Origin of the sequence: Phenylobacterium sp. Root700 (assembly GCF_001429025.1) — a bacterium.
GTDB lineage: Bacteria > Pseudomonadota > Alphaproteobacteria > Caulobacterales > Caulobacteraceae > Phenylobacterium.
Genome location: NZ_LMHT01000007.1, coordinates 88,335 through 109,568, shown reverse-complemented (window position 1 = coordinate 109,568; position 21,234 = coordinate 88,335). Strand labels below are relative to the sequence as shown.

Annotated in this window: 19 protein-coding genes; 11 read left to right on the top strand and 8 right to left on the bottom strand. The window is 69.1% G+C overall.

What is annotated here, in order from left to right:
• Positions 1-10: 10 nt before the first annotated feature.
• From ASE02_RS02805 to ASE02_RS02785, 5 genes are all read right to left on the bottom strand, one after another.
• Positions 11-1,552: an acetolactate synthase large subunit gene (locus tag ASE02_RS02805; protein WP_056730937.1), complete on the bottom strand. Its 1,542-nt coding sequence runs from the start codon at positions 1,550-1,552 to the stop codon at positions 11-13.
• Between the two features lies 1 nt (position 1,553).
• Positions 1,554-3,329, bottom strand: coding sequence for a feruloyl-CoA synthase (locus ASE02_RS02800; protein ID WP_056730936.1), 1,776 nt, complete (start codon positions 3,327-3,329; stop codon positions 1,554-1,556).
• Between the two features lie 70 nt (positions 3,330-3,399).
• Positions 3,400-4,404, bottom strand: a complete 1,005-nt coding sequence (locus ASE02_RS02795) for a DUF898 family protein (protein WP_056730934.1) — start codon at positions 4,402-4,404, stop codon at positions 3,400-3,402.
• Between the two features lie 75 nt (positions 4,405-4,479).
• A complete protein-coding gene (locus tag ASE02_RS02790) occupies positions 4,480-5,814 on the bottom strand; it encodes a dihydroorotase (RefSeq protein ID WP_056730932.1) in 1,335 nt (444 codons plus the stop codon).
• Between the two features lie 20 nt (positions 5,815-5,834).
• A complete protein-coding gene (locus ASE02_RS02785; protein WP_056730930.1) occupies positions 5,835-6,800 on the bottom strand; it encodes a glycosyltransferase family 9 protein in 966 nt (321 codons plus the stop codon).
• Between the two features lie 61 nt (positions 6,801-6,861).
• On the opposite strand from ASE02_RS02785, the gene ASE02_RS02780 reads away from it, so the two are divergent.
• Positions 6,862-7,683, top strand: coding sequence for a folate-binding protein YgfZ (locus ASE02_RS02780; protein ID WP_056730928.1), 822 nt, complete (start codon positions 6,862-6,864; stop codon positions 7,681-7,683).
• Here the strand turns inward: ASE02_RS02780 and ASE02_RS02775 are convergent.
• Complete coding sequence (locus ASE02_RS02775; protein ID WP_056730926.1) at positions 7,680-8,543, bottom strand: alpha/beta fold hydrolase; 864 nt, start codon at positions 8,541-8,543, stop codon at positions 7,680-7,682. The genes ASE02_RS02780 and ASE02_RS02775 overlap by 4 nt on opposite strands.
• Before the next feature lie 15 nt (positions 8,544-8,558).
• Positions 8,559-9,668 carry an acyltransferase gene (locus ASE02_RS02770; RefSeq protein WP_056730924.1) on the bottom strand — a complete coding sequence of 370 codons (1,110 nt, stop codon included), beginning with the start codon at positions 9,666-9,668 and terminating at the stop codon, positions 8,559-8,561.
• A 102-nt stretch (positions 9,669-9,770) separates the two neighbouring features.
• Here ASE02_RS02770 and ASE02_RS02765 point away from each other — a divergent pair, with 102 nt between their 5' ends.
• The 4 genes from ASE02_RS02765 (at position 9,771) to ASE02_RS02750 (ending at position 13,276) form a co-directional block, all read left to right on the top strand.
• Complete coding sequence (locus tag ASE02_RS02765; protein ID WP_056730922.1) at positions 9,771-10,361, top strand: DNA-3-methyladenine glycosylase I; 591 nt, start codon at positions 9,771-9,773, stop codon at positions 10,359-10,361.
• Positions 10,361-10,978, top strand: a complete 618-nt coding sequence (locus ASE02_RS02760; RefSeq protein WP_235536583.1) for a ribonuclease HII — start codon at positions 10,361-10,363, stop codon at positions 10,976-10,978. The genes ASE02_RS02765 and ASE02_RS02760 overlap by 1 nt, the downstream gene beginning before the upstream one ends.
• Before the next feature lie 51 nt (positions 10,979-11,029).
• Positions 11,030-12,082, top strand: coding sequence for a DUF2332 domain-containing protein (locus ASE02_RS02755; protein WP_056730921.1), 1,053 nt, complete (start codon positions 11,030-11,032; stop codon positions 12,080-12,082).
• 111 nt (positions 12,083-12,193) lie between these two features.
• Positions 12,194-13,276 (top strand): site-specific DNA-methyltransferase, encoded by a 1,083-nt coding sequence (locus tag ASE02_RS02750; RefSeq protein ID WP_056730919.1) that lies wholly within the window; start codon positions 12,194-12,196, stop codon positions 13,274-13,276.
• A 165-nt stretch (positions 13,277-13,441) separates the two neighbouring features.
• On the opposite strand, the gene mutY is transcribed toward ASE02_RS02750, so the two are convergent.
• Positions 13,442-14,491 carry an A/G-specific adenine glycosylase gene (gene mutY / locus ASE02_RS02745; RefSeq protein ID WP_056730918.1) on the bottom strand — a complete coding sequence of 350 codons (1,050 nt, stop codon included), beginning with the start codon at positions 14,489-14,491 and terminating at the stop codon, positions 13,442-13,444.
• Positions 14,492-14,544: 53 nt separating this feature from the next.
• Here mutY and ASE02_RS02740 point away from each other — a divergent pair, with 53 nt between their 5' ends.
• The 6 genes from ASE02_RS02740 to ASE02_RS02715 all read left to right on the top strand — a co-directional run bounded on the left by ASE02_RS02740 (position 14,545) and on the right by ASE02_RS02715 (position 21,231).
• Positions 14,545-15,090, top strand: coding sequence for a DUF721 domain-containing protein (locus ASE02_RS02740; RefSeq protein ID WP_056731251.1), 546 nt, complete (start codon positions 14,545-14,547; stop codon positions 15,088-15,090).
• Between the two features lie 76 nt (positions 15,091-15,166).
• The gene (locus ASE02_RS02735; protein ID WP_056730915.1) at positions 15,167-15,778 is read left to right on the top strand and encodes a thioredoxin domain-containing protein; all 612 of its coding nucleotides are present in this window, start codon (positions 15,167-15,169) and stop codon (positions 15,776-15,778) included.
• A gap of 4 nt (positions 15,779-15,782) precedes the next feature.
• Positions 15,783-16,391 (top strand): thioredoxin domain-containing protein, encoded by a 609-nt coding sequence (locus tag ASE02_RS02730; RefSeq protein WP_056730913.1) that lies wholly within the window; start codon positions 15,783-15,785, stop codon positions 16,389-16,391.
• Between the two features lie 17 nt (positions 16,392-16,408).
• Complete coding sequence (locus ASE02_RS02725) at positions 16,409-19,852, top strand: AAA family ATPase (protein WP_056730911.1); 3,444 nt, start codon at positions 16,409-16,411, stop codon at positions 19,850-19,852.
• Positions 19,853-20,073: 221 nt separating this feature from the next.
• Positions 20,074-20,424, top strand: a complete 351-nt coding sequence (locus ASE02_RS02720; RefSeq protein ID WP_056730909.1) for an AtpZ/AtpI family protein — start codon at positions 20,074-20,076, stop codon at positions 20,422-20,424.
• A 15-nt stretch (positions 20,425-20,439) separates the two neighbouring features.
• A complete protein-coding gene (locus ASE02_RS02715; RefSeq protein WP_056730907.1) occupies positions 20,440-21,231 on the top strand; it encodes a F0F1 ATP synthase subunit A in 792 nt (263 codons plus the stop codon).
• Positions 21,232-21,234 lie beyond the last annotated feature (3 nt).

Sequence of the window (21,234 nt, the reverse complement as noted above, 5' to 3'; positions counted from 1 at the left end):
CGGCCCGTGCCTAGATCGCCGCCTCGATGAACTTCGGGCCGGGCTCGGCCATGGCGCGGGCGAAGGCGGCGTCGAAGTCTTCGGCGGTCTCGCAGCGCACGGCCGAGACGCCGAGGCCCTTGGCCACCGAGACCCAGTCGATCTTCGGATCGCCCAGGTCCAGCAGCTTGGAGGCCGAGGGACCGGGATTGCCCGAGCCTGTGCGGCCCATCTCGATGTTGAGGATGCGGTAGCTGTGGTTGGCGAACACCACCACCGTCACGTCCAGCTTCTCGCGCGCCATCGTCCACAGGCTCTGGACCGTATACATGGCCGAGCCGTCGCCGTTCAGCGAGACGACCTTGCTGTCAGGCTTGGCCACGGCCGCGCCAATGGCCAGAGGGCCGCCTATGCCGATCGCGCCGCCGGTCAGGGCCAGGACGTCGTGCGGCTGGGCCGTACCGCAGGGCACGGCGACGCCGCCGCCCGAGGTCACCGCGTCATCACAGATGATCGCGCCTTCCGGCAGGTGGCGGGCGATGGAGACCCCGGCCGATTGCGGGGTCAGCGGTCCGGTCGGGGCGGCGTCGGCCACCTTCAAGGGTTGCACCGAACCTGAGGCCGGCGCGCCTAGGGCGTCGGCCAAAGCGGCGAGGCCCGCGACCGAGTCCTCCTGCCGGGTCGACAGCGTCAGGGTCGCGCAGCCCTCGGGGACCAGCACGCTTGGCCGGTCGGGATAGGCGAAGAAGGCGACCGGGATGACGGTACCGACATAGACCATCAGGTCCACGCCCTGCAGATCGGCCAGCGCCGCCTCGCCAAAATACTGCATGCGGCCGGGCTGGAAGACGCCGGCCCCGCGCGGCTGGCGGGCGATGAAGGTGTCGGTCAGCACGCGCACCCCGGCGGCGGCGAGACGGCTGGCCTGGACCAGGGCAGCGGCGCTGGTGGCCTGGCCGCCCAGCAGCAGCACGGGCTTGGCCGCGGCGCGGATCGCCTTGGCGGCGGTCTCCACGGCGTCGCCGGCCGGCGCGGCGCGGACCGGGACGTCGGCGATCACCGGCTTGCTCGAGGTCGGCAGCCAGGCGGCGTCGGCCGGCAGGATCAGGCTGACCGGGCCGCCGGGCGGGCCATAGCTGGCGCTGACCGCCTCGGCCGCGATGGATGCGACGCTGTCGGGGGTGTCGGCCGACTTCACCCAGATCGAGTTCGGCCCGACAATGGTCGGGATGTCGGAGTTCAGCGGCGCGTCGTACTGGCGGTGATAGGTGGCGTGGTCGCCGATCACATTGACGATCGGGGTGAAGGCCCGCCGAGCATTGTGCAGATTGGCCAGGCCGTTGCCGTAGCCCGGACCCAGGTGCAGCAGGGTGCAGGCCGGCTTGTCGGCCATCCGGCCATAACCGTCGGCCGCCCCGGTCGCCACGCCCTCGAACAGGCAGAGCACGGGGCGCATGGCGGGCTGGCGATCCAGCGCGCTGACGAACTGCATCTCGCTGGTGCCCGGATTGGCGAAGCAGGCGGTGACCTCGTTGGCCACCAGGGTCTCGATCAGGGCGTCGGCGCCGTTCATGTCAGAACACCATCACGTCAAATGAAACAGGATCGGAAAACAGTCGCTCCACCGCCTCGGCCCGAAGGGTGCGGGCGAGGGATTGGGCGATGTAGCCCTTGTCGGTGATCTCACCGGCGCCCGCGTCGGGCGGGCTGTCCAGCACCAGGGCCCGGCTGATACGGCCGCCCGCGCCCTTGGCCTGGGCGTTGAAGCGCTCCAGCCCCATGCGCACGGCCACCACGACTTCCTGCGGCGTCATCGTCGGGTTGGGATAGAACAGCAGGCCCACGCCCTCGGCGCCCTCGCCGCAGACCACGGCGTCGGTGACGGCGTCGCCGACCGCCGAGACCGCCTTGATCCGCAGGTCGCCGACGCCGACGAAGGTGCCGCTGGCCAGCTTGAAGTTCTCGGAGATCCGGCCGTCGAAGGCCATGCCCTGGCTGGGCTCGGCCGGCTCCACGAACCGGGCCGCGTCGCCCAGGAGGTAGAAGCCTTCCTCATCGAAGCTCTCGGCGGAGAGTTCCGGCCGTCCCAGATAGCCGGCCGTCACCTGCGGCCCCTTCACCCGGAACTCCAGCTTGCCCGCCGACGGGATGAGCTTCACCGAGGTGCCTGGCACCGGCAGGCCGATCAGGCCCATCCGCTCGTTTTGCCAATGAACATTGCAGGCGGTCGGGCCGGTTTCGGTCGCGCCATAGCCCGAGGCGAAGCTGATCTTTTCGCCGACCGTGGCCATCGCCACCGCCTGGATGCGGTCGGAGATGTCCTGGCCCAGCGAGGCGCCGCCATATTGCAGCACGCGCACGCGCGAAAAGAAGGTCCGCGCCAGCTCCTCGTCACGCTCGAGCTCACCGGCCAGCAGCATCCAGCCGGCTGGGACCATGTTGTGATAGGTGGTCGAAACCTCCCTCAGGTTCCGCACCGTCTCGGCGAAACGCCCCGCCGTCGGCTGGCCGGCGTCGATATAGACCGTGCCGCCGCGATGCAGCGACATGTGCAGGATCGAGTTGGCGCCCAGGCTGTGGCTCCAGGGCGCGGAATTGACCATCACCGGCGGCTCGTCGTCGGCGAAGCAGGCCATGATCTGGGCCGAGTTGATCGCGATATTGCGGTGCAGGCAGATCACCGCCTTGGGCAGGCCGGTGGAGCCTGAGGTCAGCAGATACTTGGCGTGGTCGTCCGGCCGGGCGGTGGCGTCGACGCCCCCTGCCCGCGCCAACCGCTCCAGCGGCGCGTCGCCCGGCCGCGCGTTCTTGCCGGCGATCACCGGCAGGCCGGCCAGGAACGGCGCCTCCAGCGCCTCGGCGAACAGCGCCGCATCCTCGGTGTAGATCGCCGACGGCTTCAGCACCTCGACGGCGTGGGCCAGCCGCGCGAGGTTCGCGCCGGGCAGGCCGTATTGCGGAGAAACCGGCGCCACGGGCATGCCTTGGCTCATGGCCGCATACTTCACCAGCGCGTGGTCGATACCGTTGCGGGCCAGGATCAACAGCGGCCGCGTTCCGACGACGCCCAACTCGCGCAAACCGCCGGCGATAGCGCGCACCGCCTCGCGGGCCTGCGAGAACGACACCGTCCGCCAGCCCTCGCCCGAACGCTCGGCCAGCCAGGTCCGGGTCGGCGCTTCGCGCGCCCAGCGGTCCAGGGCCTGGGTGAGTGTGGTGAATTCGGTGGAAAACGCCGTGGGGTTGGTCAGCACCCGCTCGCCGCCGGGCCGGTCCTCCACCAGAAGCTGCCGGGGCGCGTAACGAGCGTCGCGGAAAGGGGCGTCGGAAAGGCGGATCTTGGCGTCCATGCCCTAGCCTTAACCGCCCGACGCGAGGCCCGCCAGCCTGCGTTCGAGATAGATTTGCTCGGCGGGCGAGCTATTGCGCCGTCAAGGTTCCGCGCAGCCGGGCCAGCAAGAACGCGCTGGTCCGGGCCTGCACGACGGGCGCCAGGACGCCCAGCGATGCGAACCGCAGGAAGGCGTTGACGGCGTTCAGCCGCGCCATGTCCCCCCACCCGATCGGCAGGGCGAAGCCGAGCCCGGCGGCGATCGAAGTGCGGCGCGCGGCCTGATACGGCGCCCAGATCACCGTCAGCAGCACCCAGAGCCCGACCGTCAGGGCGAACAGCGCCAGCAGCTGTCCGATACTCGGCGCCGCGCCGACCTCGGGCGTCGGAAAGAACCCGGACGCCAGGCCGAGCAGAACGCCGGCGCCGAACAGCAGCACCATGACCGTGCCGAACCAGCCGATCGCGTAAGCGCTGTAGACCGGACTGCGATTGGACGCGGCCATGTCGAAGCGGAAGTTCCGGCCCTGAAAGGTCAGGCCGCCCCACAGGCTCTGCGCCTGCCGGCGATGGGCGACAGGTTGCCACCAGCCGAAGGTCGCCAGGCAGAGCGAGGCGTCGCGCATATGGGCCAGGGCGAAGGCCAGGGGCGAGCCTTCCAGTTCGAAGTTCTCGCCGCGCCATTCAGTGCGGCTGGCCATGTAGAGAAACGCCCCAAAGCGGCCGAAGCCGTCGATGAAGGCGATGATCAGCCAGGCCGCGGCGGCGACCGGCGCGCCCCACAACGGCCCCCAGGCCTGGACCGCCAGCACCGCGGCCAGCAACGGCCCGCCGATGGTCAGGACCTTGAGCAGGAAACCCAGGAACAGTTCGAGGCCGCCGCCGACATAGTCCAGCGGCTCGCCGTCGAGATCGGTCGCGTTCCAGATCCAGCGGCGAACCTCGCTCTGGCCCCAGAACCGATGCGTGGTCAGGGTGACGAGATTCAGCAGCCCATGTTTCAGGCTGAGCCAGAGAAAGCCTCGCGGCTCTATGCTCTGGACAAAAGTCAGGCCTTGGCCGTCCAACTCGACGGCGGCGTCGGACCGCGACATGTACTCCCCCGAAACCGTGACTGAGCCTGTCACGCTTGGCGCCGCAGCGCCAAGACCTTCCCCACGGAGGAGAGCTTAACCGCCGAGTGTTTCCGAGAACCGAACCGGTTCGCCCAAACTTGGCGCCACGATCTCGTCGTCGCGCATCACCACCCGGCCACGGATGATCGTGGCCACCGGCCAGCCCTTGGCTTCGAAACCATCGAAGGGCGTCCAGCCGACCCGGCTGGCCATGTCCTCGTGACGGATGGTGCGGCGGGCCTTGAGGTCAACGACGGTGATGTCGGCGTCGTTGCCGACCGCCAGACGGCCCTTGTCGGCCATGCCGAACACCCGGTTCGCGCCATGGCTGGTCAGGTCGACGAAGCGCTCCAGCGACAGCCGGCCTTCCGCCACATGGGTCAGCATGATGGGCACCAGGGTCTGCACGCCGGGCATGCCCGAGGGCGAGGCCGGATAAGGCCGGGCTTTCTCCTCCTTGGTGTGCGGGGCGTGATCGGAGCCGAGCACGTCGGCGATGCCGGCCGCGATCCCGTGCCAGAGGCCAGCCTGGTGATAGGCGTTGCGGATCGGCGGGTTCATCTGGGCGTAGCCCTTCAGCCGCTCGTAGGCTTCCGGCGCGGTCAGGGTCAGGTGTTGCGGCGTCACCTCGACGGTGGCGACGTCCTTGTGGTGGGCCAGGAAGGTCATCTCCTCGGCCGTGGTCACGTGCAGGACGTGGATGCGCTTGCCCAGCGCCTTGGCGATACGGACCAGGCGATGGGTGGATTCCAGCGCCGAGGCGGCGTCGCGCACTTCCTCGTGGCTGGTCCAGTCGCCGGTGCGGGCCAACGGCCGGCGCTCGGCCAGGCGGTACTCGTCCTCGGAGTGGAAAGCCGCGCGGCGGTTCACATGGCGCAGGACCTGCTCGATGCCCTCGTCGTCCTGAACCAGCAGGCTGCCCGTCGAGGCGCCCATGAACACCTTGATCCCGCAGCAGCCGGGCAGACGCTCCAGCTCGCCCAGGAACGGCGCGTTCTCGTGGGTGCCGCCGACATAGAAGGCGTGATCGCAGTGCATGCGGTGATTGGCGCGGGCGAGCTTGTCGGTCAGCGAGGTCGGGTCGGTGGTGGTCGGCTCGGTGTTCGGCATTTCGAACACGGCGACCACGCCGCCCAGGACTGCGGCGCGCGAGCCGGTCTCCAGGTCTTCCTTCCACTCCAGGCCCGGTTCGCGGAAGTGGACCTGGGTGTCGATGACGCCCGGCAGGACGGTCAGGCCCTTGGCGTCGAAGATCTCGCCGGCCGAGGCCTGCGACAGGTCGCCGATCTCGACGATCTTTCCGTCGCGCACGCCCACATCGGCGAACCCGCGGCCGGCGTGGTTCACCACCTCGCCACCCCTAACGATGAGGTCGAAGGTCTCGGGCATGTGTCGTCCTGGGTCTTGAGTTAGGTCTGGGTTTTCGCGAGCAGGTCCTTGGCGGCGGCGGTCACCGTCTCCACCGGAAGGTCCATCATGTGACAGAGCGCCTGCGAAAGCCCCGGGTCAACCGCGCGGATCTGTTCGAAACTGCGCGGGCCGCGCACGACGCGGGTGTCGGGGCCCCACGGGCCATAGAGTTGTTCGTCCGACGGCCCGAACAGACCGATGGTCGGCGTGCCGGCGGCGGCGGCCAGGTGCATCAGGCCCGAATCGTTGCCGATGAACAGCCGTGCGTGCTTCAGGCAGGCATAGGCGGCGAGCAGCTCGACCTTCCCCGCCAGGTCGATGGTCCGTTCGCGCGGGATTACGCTGCGCAGGGCCGAGATCGCGGTGGCGTCGTCGGGCCCGCCCAGCAGCATCAGCCGTCCGCCTGACAGCGGGCCGTCCAGCAGCTGAATCGCCACCTGGGCGAAGCGCTCGACCGGCCAGGTCTTGCCGCCCCAGTTGGCCGCGGGCGCCAGCGCTAGGATCGGTCCCTTGCCGGCGGTCAGTTCGCGGGCGTAGGCCTCGGTGGCTTCGGACGTGAACAGGTAGGGCGCGGGCGGATCGCCCTCGATCTTCAGCAGGCGCGCGGCCTCGACCACCTTGTGGACCGGCGCGCCGGCGCTGCGCTTGAACACCGCGCGGCGGTCGCGCTTCAGGAACTGCGAGATCGCCGAGCCGCGCAGGTCGACCACCAGGCCCCACTTGCGACGGCGGACCTGGCGCCAGAGCCGCAGCCAGTGGCCGCCGTTCTTGGATTTCTCGAAAACGATGACCCGGTCGAGGTTCGGCGTGTCGGCGAACAGCGGCGCGGCGGCCGGGCCGGCGACGATCGTGAACCGGGCATGGGGGATCTCTTCCAACAGTCGGCGGATAAGGCCGGAGGAGAGAACCGCATCACCAATTCGGGTCGCGGTAATGAACAGAATCGGGAAGGACCCGTGCGCCATCGCTTCTCTATAGGGCTCCTGCCGCTGGCGCTCCACCCGCCGAGCCCTTAACTGCTGATCCATGACGACAAATCCTTCCATCGCCGCCCTGACCAGCCGAGCGCTCATCGCGGTGTCCGGCGAGGACTGGCGAGGCTTCCTGCAGGGACTACTGACCCAGGACGTCGAAACCTTGGCCCCTGGAGAAGCGCGGTTCGGCGCTCTGCTGAACCCGCAGGGCCGGCTTTTGTTCGATCTGTTCGTGATCGGCCAGGGCGACGGGGCCTGGATCGACGTGGAAGCCGCCCATCGCGAGGCGCTGATCATGCGCCTGACCATGTACCGGCTGCGGGCCAAGGTTCAGATCACCGCCGACGAGACCCCGGTGCTTGCGGCCTTCGGCTCAGACCCCGGCGCAGGCTGGATCGTCGATCCGCGCCTCCCGGCCCTGGGTTGGCGCGGCTATGGCGTGGCTGCGACGCCGAACGCCGAGGAGGCCGACTACGACGTCCATCGCCTGGCGCTGGGCGTGCCCGGTCCCGCCGACTGGGGCGTGGAGAAGACCTACCCCATCGAAGCCAATTTCGACCTCCTGAACGGCATCGACTTCAAGAAGGGCTGTTTCATTGGCCAGGAAACCACCTCGCGCATGAAGCGCCGGGGCCAGATCAAGAGCCGCATGTTGCCGATCGACTTCGACGGCGCGCCGCCGGCCTCGGGCTCCGAGGTGCTGAACGGCGAGCGCCGCGCCGGCGAGGTGCTGTCGGGCCGTGACGGCCGCGCCATCGCCCTGGTCCGGCTGGACCGGATCGTGGACGGCGAGCTCACCGCAGACGGACAGCTGGTTCGGACCGAGCGGCCGGACTGGATCGGCGACGCGGCCAATCCGCCGGCGGCCGCCTAGAGGAAGAACGCCCGCAACGCGGCCAGGGTCTCGGCCGGTCGTTCCTCGGGAATGAAGTGCCCGGCGTCGATGGCCTGGCCGGTGACGTCGCCCGCCCAATCACGCCAGATCGCCAAGGGATCGTACCAGGCGCCCACCGCGCCCCTGGAGCCCCACAGCACCTGGACCGGGGCGGCGATCTTGCGCACGCCGCGGTCGGCCTCGTCGGCGGCGACGTCGTAGCGGGCGCCGGCGCGATAGTCCTCGCACATGGCGTGCACGACGGCCGGGTCGCCCAGCGCCTTCACATAATCCGCATAGGCGTGCGGGTCGAAATAGCGCGCGCCCTGGGCGATGCGGAAGGCGAAGTTCACCGGGTCCGCGGCGATGAAATGTTCGGGGAACGGATGGGCCTGGGCCAGGAACGACCAGTGCCAATAAGCGAGCGCGAACCGCCTGTCGGCCAACCGCCAGACATCGGCGGTGGGGATGATGTCGAGCACCGACAGCTTGCGCACGACTTCGGGCCGGTCCAGCGCCAGCCGATAGGCCACCCGGCCGCCGCGATCATGCCCAGCGAGATTGAAGGTCTCAAAGCCTAGACCAGCCATCAGCGCGACAGCGTCCCGCGCCATCGCGCGCTTGGAATAGGGCTCATGATCGTCGGTGGTCTTGGGCTTGGAACTCTCGCCATAGCCGCGCAGGTCGGGCGCGACGACGGTGAAGTCGCGGGCCAAGTCGCCCGCTACCTTGCCCCACATCATGTGGGTCTCGGGGTAGCCGTGCAGCAGCAGGAGCGGCGGGCCAGAACCGCCGTGCCGCACACGCAGGGTCGCCTCCCCCACGTCGATGCGCGACAGCTGGAAACCTTCGAAGGCCATGCCTCGTCCCCCGCCCTAGACGACCTCCTCGGCGGGCGTCAGAACCGCGGCCCGCGGGCGGTGCGTCAGTCGTCGGCCAAGCCCGATCGCCGGCCGCTCGACAGCGTAGAAGACCGCCGCCGAGAAGGCGATGGCCAGGACGAAGGTCAGCAGGGTCAGCGGCGCCAGGTTCACGTGCCGCAGGCCCAGCCCCTCGAAGAGCTTGAACAGCGGGTACAGCACCACCGGGTGGAACAGGTAGAGCGAGTAGCTGACCAGCCCGACCCAGGCCAAGGGCCGCCAGTTGATCCGCACCACCGTGGTGAGCAGCAGGAAGATCAGCAGACCGCCGGCGTAGCTGGCCGGAAGCCGCACGAAGAAGGTGTTCTGCTGGCCGCTGACCAGATAGACCGCCGCGCAGCCCAGCGGCAGCACGACCAGCCAGCCCAGCAGCGCCAGGCCCCCGGCCAGCCGCTGGAGCCGGTCGGCCATCGCCCCGTCCAGCCACGCCCGCCAGCAGGTCCCGGCGAACATCGCGCCGAAGCAAAGGACGGTGAGCGCGGCGCCGCCGAGTTCGGCCCGTTGCAAGTAGACTGCGCCCAGGATCAAGACGCCGCCCAGCGCGGTCGAGGCCAGCAGCAGGATCAGCATGGTCCAGGCCCGGCTGAGCAGGCCCAGGCGCCAGAGGACCAGGCAGAGGGCGTAGAAGCCAAGCTCGTAGGCCAGGGTCCAATAGAGGCCGAGCACCGGCTTGGCCCCCAGGATCTCCGGCAGCATGGTGAAGTTGAGCGCCAGGTCGCGGCCGGGCATCACCGATCCGAACGGCAGCCAGCAGGCCAAGATCCCCAGGGGGATCGACAGCCAGTAGGCGGGAAACAGCCGGAAGAACCGCCGGATCAGGAAGGTGCGACCGGTCCCCGGCCCGTCCCCGTCCAGGGACGCCGGAATGACGAAGCCGCTGATCGCGAAGAAGACGATGACGCCCATGCGGCCGAAATCGGCGGCGTTCGCCACGTCCAGCATCCAGCGATTGGCCGCTTCCGGCGCGAGCCGGACGAACATTTCGGTGGAGTGCTGCCAGACCACGAGCCCGGCGGCGATCGCGCGGGCGCTGTCGATATAGGCGAAGCGCGAGGAGGGCGGCATGGGGACAATGCTAGACTGCGGCGCGCCTCCGGCACAACGCGGCATGGTCGCCTGCGCCGCTCAGCTTGCTACGAGGGCGCCCCAGCGCCAAAACTCGCGGCCATGACCGGCGACCTGATTCGTTGCGGCTGGCGCGGCATGGCCGGCGACCCGCTTTATGAGGCCTATCACGACACCGAGTGGGGCGTGCCGGAGTACGACTCGCGCGCGCTGTGGGAGAAGCTGGTGCTGGACGGCTTCCAGGCCGGGCTCTCCTGGATCACCATCCTGCGTAAGCGCGACGCCTTCCGGGCGGCCTTCGCCGACTTCGATCCCGAGATCGTCGCCCGGTTCGGCGAGGAAGACCGCGCCCGGCTGATGGCCGACGCCGGCATCGTGCGCTCCAACGGCAAGATCGACGCCGCCATCAATGGCGCGCGGATCTATCTCGACATGCGCGAGAAGGGCGAGGACTTCTCCCAGTTCCTGTGGAGCTTCACCAACGGCAAGGTGATCCAGAACAGTTGGGAGCGCATCGACCAGGTGCCCACCCAGACCCGCGTCGCCGAGGAGATGTCCAAGGCGCTGAAGGCCAAGGGCTACAAGTTCGTCGGCCCGGTCATCGTCTACGCCTTCATGCAGGCCACCGGCTTCGTGAACGACCATCTGACCTGCTGCCACCGCCACGCCCAGGTGAAACGGGTCGGCCGCTGATGCCCGACATGCTGCTGGAAATGGCCTGCCCCGGTCCCGTCTGCGGGGTCGACGAGGCCGGGCGCGGTCCGTGGGCCGGGCCGGTCTCAGCCGGCGCCGTGATCCTCGATCCAGCCCGGCTGCCGGCCGGCCTGGACGACTCCAAGAAGCTGACCGCCAAGGCCCGCGCGGCCTTGGAGCTGGAGATCAAGGACAAGGCCCTAGCCTGGGGCGTCGGGCTCGCCTCCGTCGAGGAGATCGAAGAGCTCAACATCCTGCAGGCCACCGGCCTGGCCATGCGCCGCGCGGTCGAGGCGCTGGCGATCACCCCGGCCTTCGCCCTGGTCGACGGCAACTACCGCTTCAAGCTGCCCTGCGAGATCAAGACGGTGGTGAAGGGAGACTCCATCTCGTCCTCGATCGCCGCGGCCTCGATCCTGGCCAAGGTGGCCCGCGACCGGCTGATGACCGAGATGGACACCGTCTATCCCGGCTACGGCTTCGCCGCCCACAAGGGCTATCACGCCCAGGTCCATGTCGAGGCGCTGCGCACGCTCGGCCCCTGCGCCATCCATCGGCGCAGCTGGGAGCCGGTGCGGCTGTTGCTGATCGAGCGCGGCGAGCTGGTCGTCGATTGATCGTCTGAATCAAGATTGACGCTTTCGTCCCCCGCGCACGTTCGTGGGGATATGAGCAACGATCTCGCCAAAGCCCTGCGCCTCCAATCCAGGGCCTGCGCCTTTCTGGGCTCGCCGTTTCACGCTGAGCTGCTGAATCTCGCCGCCGCCGATCTCGAGGCCGGCGGCCCGGTCACCGCCCTGCTCGCGCCGTGGATGGGGACCGACGTCAAGGCGATCATCTCCGCCGCCGTGCCGCTGCGGCTGCTGGGCGCCCTGCATGACCTGGTGTTGAGCGGCGATGCTCCGGCGCTCACGGCCGCCTATCCCAAGCCCGGTGCGACCGCCAACGCTGAAGCCGCCTGGCAGGAGGCGGCCCGTGCCATGGTCGAACACCAGGCAGGGCTCGCCGCCTTCATGCAACACGAACCGCAGACCAACGAGGTGCGGCGCTCGGTCTGTCTGCTCGGCGGCTTCCTGACCATCGCGCAGGAGACCGGCCTGCCGCTCCGCTGTTTCGAGATCGCCGCCAGCGCCGGGCTCAATCTTTCCTGGGACCAATATCGCTACAGCCTGGCCGACGCCGCCTGGGGGCCGGACAGCCCGGTGCGTCTCCCGACCGAATGGTCAGGTCCCCTGCCACCGCTGCACGCCAAGGTCGAGGTGATCGACCGCGCCGCCTGCGACCGGCGTCCCGTGGACCTGACTGATCCCATCCAGCGCCGCCGGCTGCTCGCCTATGTCTGGCCCGATCAGTTCGAGCGGCTGGACCGGCTGCGCGCCGCCATCGACCTGGCCCTGGCGCGGAACATCAAGGTCGAGGCCGCCGACGCCGTCGAATGGACCGCCAGAATGGCGGGACCAGCGCCGGGCGCTGCGACCGTCATCTACCATTCGGTCTTCTGGCAATACATGCCGCCTGAGAGCCAGGCCGCCCTGCGCAAAACCATCGAGTATCTCGGCGTTGGGGCCACCACGCAGGCGCCCCTCGCCTGGTTGCGCATGGAGCCGCCGCCGGAGAACCTAGCGGGCATGGAGGTGCGCCTCACCCTCTGGCCGGGCGGCGAGGAACGGGTCCTGGCCGACGTTCATCCGCATGGAGCGGCGGTGAACTGGCGCGCCTGAGCATGATTTTAGGTGGCGAACGGACGATTTACCTTTTGCTAACCACGTTTTTCAACACCCCCTTCACCACGATGACTCAGGATTCTGACTCCGGAGATCGAGGTTAACGACATGGGCGTTTCGGCCGACACTATCATCCACGGGGACTGCATCGAGGAGCTGAAGAAGCTGCCCGAGAAGTCGGTCGACCTCGTGTTCGCCGACCCGCCCTACAACCTCCAGCTCGGCGGCGACCTGCTGCGCCCGGACAATTCCAAGGTCGACGCGGTCGACGATCATTGGGACCAGTTCGAGAGCTTCGCGGCCTATGACAAGTTCACCCGCGAGTGGCTGACCGAGTGCCGCCGGGTGCTGAAGGACGACGGCGCCCTTTGGGTGATCGGCAGCTACCACAACATCTTCCGGGTCGGCGCCACCCTGCAGGACCTCGGCTTCTGGCTGCTCAACGACATCGTCTGGCGCAAGGCCAACCCGATGCCGAACTTCAAGGGCACGCGCTTCACCAACGCCCACGAGACCCTGATCTGGGCCGCCAAGGGCCGGGGCTCGCGCCGCTACACCTTCAACTACGACGCCATGAAGATGGCCAATGACGACGTACAGATGCGCTCGGACTGGACCTTCCCGCTGTGCACCGGCGAGGAGCGGCTGAAGGACGAGAACGGCGCCAAGGCCCACCCGACCCAAAAGCCCGAAGCCCTGCTGCACCGCCTGATCCTGGCCTCGACCAAGCCCGGCGACGTGATCCTCGACCCGTTCTTCGGCACCGGCACCACCGGCGCCGCCGCCAAGCGCCTGGGCCGCCGCTATATCGGCCTGGAGCAGGACGAGAAGTACGTGAACCTCGCCCGTGACCGGATCTCCAAGGTCATTCCGATGGCGGCCCGCGACCTTGAGGTCACCGGCTCCAAGAAGTCCGAGCCGCGCGTGCCGTTCGGCCAGGTGCTGGAAGCTGGCCTGCTCAGCCCCGGCGACACCCTCTATTGTTCCAAGGGCGCCCACGCCGCGCGCGTACGCGCCGACGGCAGCCTAGTGGTCGGCGACCTGTCCGGTTCGATCCACAAGGTCGGCGCGATGGTGCAGTCGGCCCCGGCCTGCAACGGCTGGACCTACTGGCACTTCAAGTCGGACAAGGGCCTGGCCCCCATCGACGTCCTGCGCTCGAAGATCCGCTCGGCGATGCCGTCGGCTTAGGTCCACAGCTCACCCGCTCGTCATCCTAGGCCTTGTGCCTAGGACCCCGCGCGCAGCTGACCTGACCGTGGACTTTCGTGCGGTGGAATCGCCGTGCCGGGCCATCAAACGCCTCGCCGCCGACAAAGGGATCCTAGGCACAAGGCCTAGGATGACGAGGTTTTTTTAGAGCAGGTTGCTCAGCCCCGCCCGGGCGGCCTTCAGGAACACGCTCGGCAAGGCGTCGAGGCCCGCGCGCGGCGTCCAGATAAACCCGTCGGCGTCGCCATCGGCCCGCAGCAGCCGCAAGGTCAGGCTGAAGTGGGTGAAGACGTGCTCCACCTCTCCCACCGCGCGCCAATCGGCGCCGACCGGCGCGGCGGCCAGCGCCTCCTGGTCGTCCCAGCCGATGGCCCGCCAGTCGCTGGTCGGCAGGGCTAACATGCCGCCAAGCAGGCCCTTGGGCGGGCGGCGGATCAAGGCGACCTCGTGACCTCGGGTGAGGATATAGGCCACGCCGTTGCGATGGGGCCGCGCCACCTTGGCGGCCTTGCGCGGATAGGTTTCGGGCTCGCCGCCAGCCAGGCCCGCGCAAAATTCCGACACCGGGCAGCGATCGCACAGCGGCGATTTGGGTCGGCAGACCGTGGCGCCGAGGTCCATCAACGCCTGGGCCCAGTCGCCGGGACGCTCATCGCGGACCAGGGCGCCGGCCAGCCGCTTCAGCTCGGTCTTGCCGTCCGGCAGCGCCTCTTCGATCGCGAACAGCCGCGACATCACCCGTTCGACATTTCCATCCACAACATTTGTCGGCCGGTCGAAGGCGATCGCCGAGACCGCGGCGGCCGTATAGGGGCCGAGCCCCGGCAGCGCCCGCAGGCCTTCCTCGCTGTTCGGAAACACCCCGCCATGGTCGCGAGCGACGGCGCGCGCGCAGGCCAGAAGATTGCGGGCGCGGGCGTAGTAGCCAAGCCCCGCCCAGGCGGCCATCACCTCCCCGTCCTCCTCGGCGGCCAGGTCCATGACGGTCGGCCAGCGAGCGGTGAACTTCAGGAAATAGGGCGTGGCGTGCGGCACGGTGGTCTGCTGCAGCATCACTTCGGACAGCCAGACCCGATAGGGATCGGCCCGCACCCCGGCGCGATTGTCGGCCGGCCCCACCCGCCAGGCGAGGTCACGGGCGCCGGCGTCGTACCAGGCGAGCAATTTGGCGCGGAGCGTTTCGGCGTTCACCACATCTCGCTACCCGATCCTCGCTTCAACGGGGAGCCTTGATGTATGGTCGCCCGATGTCCCGCCCCCTTCCCACGCCTGCGGAAGCCGCCGCGATCCTGTCGCGCAAGCGCACGCGGCCGCAGCACCGCCCGCCGCCCGTGGCGGGCCGCGGTCTGCGGCGGCTGCTGAAGGACCTCGACGAGAAATTCGGCCAGGGCCCCGGCGCGCTCCAGGCCCGCTGGCGCGAGATCGTCGGCGTCGACATCGCCAAGCGCACTGAGCCGGTGAAGCTCACCAAGCCGCGCGGCGGCGGGCCCTCGGCCCTGGAGATCCGGGTGGCCGGCGCCTCGGCGGCGCTGATCCAGCATCAGGCTCCGGAGATCGTGGCGCGGGTGAACCTGTTCCTCGGCGCCGGCACCGTGAACAAGCTGCGGATCGTGCAAGGCCCCTTGCGAAATCTGACCGGTCCCGCCCTCAAAACGGTGCGCCGGCGGGTCGTGCCGCTGGACGCCGGCCAGGAGGCCGAACTGGCTCGAGGCCTGGCCGAGGTCCCCGACGGCCCTCTGAAAGCCGCATTGCTCAGCTTGGGTCGAGGCGTCCTGCGCCGCCACACCGGTTGACTTTAGCTGTCGCCGCACGTTCCTGCCGGCGGGAATCGCGCTTTAATCTTTCATTCGGACTTCCGCAGAGGTGCCCATGCCGAACTTCAACCGTCGCCTTCTTGTCGCCGCTGCTCTGAGCACGCTCGCCCTGGCCGGCTGCTCCAAGGGCGCCGCGACCGTCGACACCGCCGACATGACCATGGGCGATCCGAACGCCAAGGTGAAAATGGTGGAGTACGCCTCCCTCACCTGCAGCCACTGCGGCAAGTTCAACAATGAGGTCTTCCCGGCCTTCAAGGCGAAATACATCGACACCGGCAAGGTGCACTACACCTTCAAGGAATTCCTGACCCCGCCGAACGAGGTCGCCGCCGCCGGCTTCCTGACCGCGCGCTGCGCCGGCAAGGACAAGTATTTCAACGTCACCGACGCGATCTTCCACGCCCAGCAGGAAATGTTCACGACCGGCGACATGCGCGGCATCCTGCTGCGGACCGCCCAGTCGGCCGGCCTGACCGAAGAGAAGTTCAACGCCTGCATCACCGACGAAGCGGCGCTCAAGGCGCTGAACGATCGCGTCGAAAAGGCCATCAAGGTCGACAAGATCACCGCCACCCCGTCCTTCATGATCAACGGCAAGAAGGCCAAGGAAGGCGAGATGACCCTGGCCGAGCTGGAAGCCGCCGTCGCCGAGGCCTCGAAGTAAGCCCATGGCTCAGCCGAACCGCCGCATCGCCCTTGTCGCCGCTCTTGGCGCCCTGATGTTTGCGGCCGGTTCGGCGACAGCCGCGCCCGCCACCGGCGAGATGAGCCTGGGGAACCCCAAGGCCAAGGTCCGGATGGTGGAATACGCCTCGATGAGCTGCAGCCACTGCGCGGCCTTCAACAACGACGTCTTCCCGGCCTTCAAGAAGAAGTACATCGACACCGGCAAGGTCCACTACACCCTGCGCGAAATCCTGACCCCGCCGCAGGAAGTGGCCGCGGCCGGCTTCCTGATCGCCCGCTGCGCCGGCAAGGATAAGTACTTCACGGTCATCGACGCCATGTTCGCGGGCCATGAGGAAATGGCCCGCACCGGCGACGCCCTGACCGCTATCGTCAACGCGGGCAAGGCCGGGGGCCTGTCCGAAGATCAGGTGAAGGCCTGCATCACCGACGAGGCGGCCTTGAGCGCCCTCAATGCGCGGGTCGAGGCCAACATCAAGCAGGGCGTCAGCGGCACGCCGACCTTCTTCTTCAACGGCAAGGAAGCCAAGGTCGGTCCGATGACCGCAGCCGAGCTCGACGCCGCTGTCACGCAAGCCTCCAGGAAATAGGAGGCCAACCGGGCGCCGTGCATTTCCAGAGACTCCGACTCTCCGGTTTCAAGTCCTTCGTCGATCCGACGGAATTTCGGATCGAGCCCGGAGTCACGGGCATCGTCGGGCCGAACGGTTGCGGCAAGTCGAACCTGCTGGAAGCGCTGCGCTGGGTGATGGGCGCCAATTCCGCCAAGGCGATGCGCGCCGGCGGCATGGACGACGTGATCTTCGCCGGCTCCGGCAACCGCGCCTCGCGCAATCACGCCGAGGTCACGCTCACCATCGACAACGCCGCGCGCAAGGCGCCGCCGGCCTTCAACGACGCCCCCGTGCTGGAGGTGGTCCGCCGCATCGATAAGGGCGCGGGCTCGACCTACAAGATCAACGGCCGCGAGGTCCGCGCCCGCGACGTCCAGCTGCTGTTCGCCGACGCCTCGACCGGCTCGAACTCGCCGGCCCTGGTGCGCCAGGGGCAGATTTCCGAACTGATCGCCGCCAAGCCGCAGAACCGCCGGCTGATCCTGGAAGAAGCCGCCGGCGTCTCGGGCCTGCACTCGCGCCGGCATGAGGCCGAGCTACGGCTGCGGGCGGCGGAGACCAACCTGGCGCGGCTGGACGATGTGGCCCGCGAACTGGAAAGCGCGCTGAACCGCCTGAAGCGCGAGGCGCGACAGGCCGAACGCTACAAGAAGCTGTCGTCCGAGATCCGGGCGCTGCAGGGCGCGGTGCTCTTTTCGCGCTGGGCCGAGGCGCGCGACACCGCCGCGCGGCTGCGCACCGAGGCCAACGACGCCATCGCCGCCGTCGAGACCCACACCCGCGAGGCCGCGGCCTCGACCACCCGCGCCGCCCAGGCCGAGGAGGCGATCAAGCCGCTGCGCGAGGCCGAGACCATCGCCGCGGCCATCCTGCACCGCCTGGCCATCGACAAGGATCGGCTGGAGCGCGAGGGCGAGGCCCTGGCCGCGGAGGTCGCGCGGCTGAGCGCCGATGTCGGCCGGATCGACGCCGACCGCGCCCGCGAGACCCAGATCGTCGAGGACGCCGACACCGCGCGCAAGCGCATGTCCGAAGACCTGGAGGCGCTGGAAGCCGCCATCGCCGCCGCCCCCGAACGCACGCCCGAGCTGGAGGAAGCCGCGCGCGCCGCCGAGGCCGCCCGCGTCGCCGCCGACAAGGCCGTCGAGGAACTGGCCACCCAGGCCGCCGCCGACGAGGCCCGCCGCCGGGCCGGCGCGGCCCGCGTCGAGGAGGCGCAAAGCCGCGTCTCGCGCACCCGCCGCGCGTTGGACCAGGCCAAGACCGAACGAGAGCAGCTCGGCCCCGCCATCACCCCGCAGATCGAGGCGGCGCGCGAGGAGCTGGAACGGACCCAGGCGGTGCTGAGCGCCGTCCGCGCCGCCCTGGAAACCGCCGAGGACGAGCGCAGCAAGGCCGCCGCCCTTGAAGCCGAGACCCGCGAAGTCTCCCGCAAGCAGGATGAGCAACTCGGCCGACTGACCGCTGAGGCCCGCGCCCTGGCCCAGATCGTCGCCCAGCAACGTCGCGGCGGCTTCACCCCGGCTCTCGACGAGGTCGCGCCGACCAGGGGCCATGAGAAGGCGCTGGCCGCCGCGCTCGGCGACGACCTCGACGCCGCGCTCGATCCCAAGGCGCCGGCCTTCTGGGGCGGGCGCGAGGCCGAGCCCCCGACCTGGCCGCCGGGCGCCGAGCCGCTCGGGCCGTTGGTGAAGGCCCCCAGCGCCCTCGCCGCCCGCTTGGCCTTCACCGCGCTGGTGAAGCGCGAGGACGGCGACCGGCTGCAACCGGGCCTGCCGCCCGGCTGCCGGCTGGTGTCGCGCGAAGGCGACCTGTGGCGCTGGGACGGCTTCACCGCCCGCGCCGACGCGCCCAAGCCCGCCGCCATCCGCATGGAGCAGAAGACCCGGCTGGCCGAGGTCGAGACCGAGATCGAGGCGATCTCCCCCAAGGCCCAGGTCGCCAAGGACGCGCTACAAGCCGCCAGCACCCGGGTGCGCGCCGCCGAGGACGGCCTGCGCAACGCCCGGCGCGAGCCGCCCGCCGCCGAGCAAAAGGTCTCGGCCGCACGCAACAATCTGGAGAAGCTCGACCGCGAAGCCACCCGGCGCGAGGCCCACGCCCAATCGCTGGACGACGTCATCCGCCGCTTCGAAGGCGAACTGGCCGAGACCGAGGCCGCCCTGCAGGTCGCCCTGGCCGAGACCGCAGGCGACGCGGCGGTCGGCGACCTCGCGGCGCGACTGGCCCAGGCGCGCGCCGCCGCCGGTCCTGCCCGCGAAGCCGCGGCCCAGGCCCGCGCGGCGGTCGATATCGAGGTGCGCGAACGCGACGGCCGCGCCCGCCGGTTCGAGAACCTGACGCGCGACTCCGGCGACTGGACCCGCCGCTCGCAGGCCGCCGCCAAGCGCCTGGAGCATCTGACGAGCGCCCGCGGCGCGGCGCAGAGCGCTCTCGACAAGGCCCTGGAGGCGCCGGCCTCGCACCAGGAACGCCTGATCAAGCTGCTCGACGAACTGGCCGCCGCCGAGGCGCGCCGCGCCCAGTCGTCCGACGCCCTGGCCCAGGCTGAAGCGGCCCGCACCGAGGCCGACCGCGCCCTGCGCGCCGCCGAGGCCGCCGCCGGTGAAGCCCGGGAACTGCGCGCCTCCCTGGCCGCCAAGCTCGAAGCCGCCATCGAGCGTCTGGCCGAGATCACCGGCCAGATCCGCGAGACCGCTCGGATCGAACCCGAACAGCTTGGCCGCAAGCTGGCCGACGAGGCCGTCGCCATCCCGACCGACGCCGGCGGCATGGAGGCCCACCTCTACAATCTGGAACGCCAGCGCGACTCGATCGGCGCGGTGAACCTGCGAGCCGAGGAAGAGGCCGGCGAACACGCGACCCGCCTGGAGACCATGCACACCGAGCGCGCCGACCTGACCGGGGCCATCGCGCGCCTGCGCCAAGGCATCGACGAACTGAACGGCGAAGGTCGCGAGCGCCTGCTGGCCGCCTTCCACATCATCAACGAGCATTTCAAGGCGCTGTTCGAGGCGCTGTTTCAGGGCGGCCAGGCCGAACTGCGGCTGGTGGAGTCCGACGATCCGCTGGAGGCCGGCCTCGAAATCTACGCCTGTCCGCCCGGCAAGCGCATGGCGACCATGAGCCTGATGAGCGGCGGCGAGCAGGCCCTGACCGCCTGCGCCCTGATCTTCGGGGTGTTCCTGGCCCAACCGGCGCCGATCTGCGTGCTGGACGAGGTCGACGCCCCGCTGGACGACGCCAATGTCGACCGTTTCTGCAATCTGCTGGACGAAATGCGCCGGCGGACCGAGACCCGCTTCATCGCCATCACCCACAATCCGGTGACCATGGCGCGGATGGATCGCCTGTTCGGCGTCACCATGGCCGAGCGCGGCGTCTCGCAACTGGTCTCCGTCGACCTGCGGCAGGCCGCGGCCATGGCGGCCCAATAGGCGAGGTTTGTCAGGATTCTAGAGGCGAGCCCTGGTCAGCGTCACGAATGCAGGGCTCGGGTGGGGTGGACGAGTTGTCGCGACGCCCGAAAATCCAATAAATACAAGGCCGTAAATAGCACAACCCCAGCCTTGACGCACTACGCCCGCGTCTGTAGGTTCCGCGCGACTTGAAGCCCCGGCCGCGGCGGGCGTCGTCGTGGTCACATAGGCCACAACGCATGCCGCATCCGGAAAATTCGCGCGAAGAGGCCATTAGGCGCCTCGACGAAAGGGCTGACGCGCTTGAGGCGCGAACAGCCCCGGTAACGCACGACTACGGTTCCAAGGCCGCCGGCTACGGCTATCGCCTCATGGGCGTGCTGATAGGCGGCGTCTTTGTGGGCTTGGCCTTGGGCGCTGGGGCGGACGTTGTCTTCAAGACTGCGCCCTGGGGGATGATCATCGGGCTCCTTGGGGGCTTCGGTATTTCGATTTGGATGGCCGTAAGTTCGGCTCAGCGGATGGCTGCCGAGGCGGCGAAGGAATGGGGTCCTGCAAAGGACATCCCCTTCGACGACGAGGAAGATTGAGGAGTTCGTCGCGGCATGGCCGATCCGATGCATCAGTTCGAGATCCAGAAGATCGCGGGCTTGCCCGAACTGGCCTTCACGCTGCCCGGCGTTGGCGTGATCGACATGTCGATCACCAACTCCACGGTCGCCATGCTGCTGGCCGCGACCATTGTCGTGGGCTTCCTGGCCATCACCACCTCTAAAGCCGCCGTGGTTCCGGGTCGCCTGCAGGTGATCGGCGAAGGCGTCTTCAGCTATATCGACGATCTGGTCGCAGGAATTATCGGTCACGAAGGCCGTAAGTTCTTCCCGTTCGTCTTCTCCCTTTTCATGTTCATCCTGGCGATGAACGTGCTCGGCCTGTTCCTGGTCTTCACCGCCACCTCGCAGCTCGCCGTGACGGCCGCGCTGGCGGTCATGACCATCCTGCTGGTCGTCGGCTACGGCGTCCTTCGCAACGGCGCGAACATGTACAAGCTGTTCGTCCCGGCTGGCGTGCCTTGGTACATGCTGATCCTGGTCACCCCGATCGAGATCATTTCCTTCCTGCTGCGTCCCGTGACCCTCGCCCTTCGTCTGTTCGGCAACATGCTGGGCGGCCACGTGGCCATGAAGGTGTTCGCCGGGTTCGTGGTTTCGCTGGGCGCCATGGCGGCCGGCGGCGGCCTGGGCATGCTGGGCATCCCCGGCGCGGCGCTCTCGCTGGGCGGCGTCGTGGCGCTGACGGCGTTGGAGTTCCTGGTGGCCTTCCTGCAGGCCTTCGTGTTCGCGGTTCTGGCCTGCGTCTATCTGAACGACGTGGTCAATCTCGGTCATCATCACTGATCA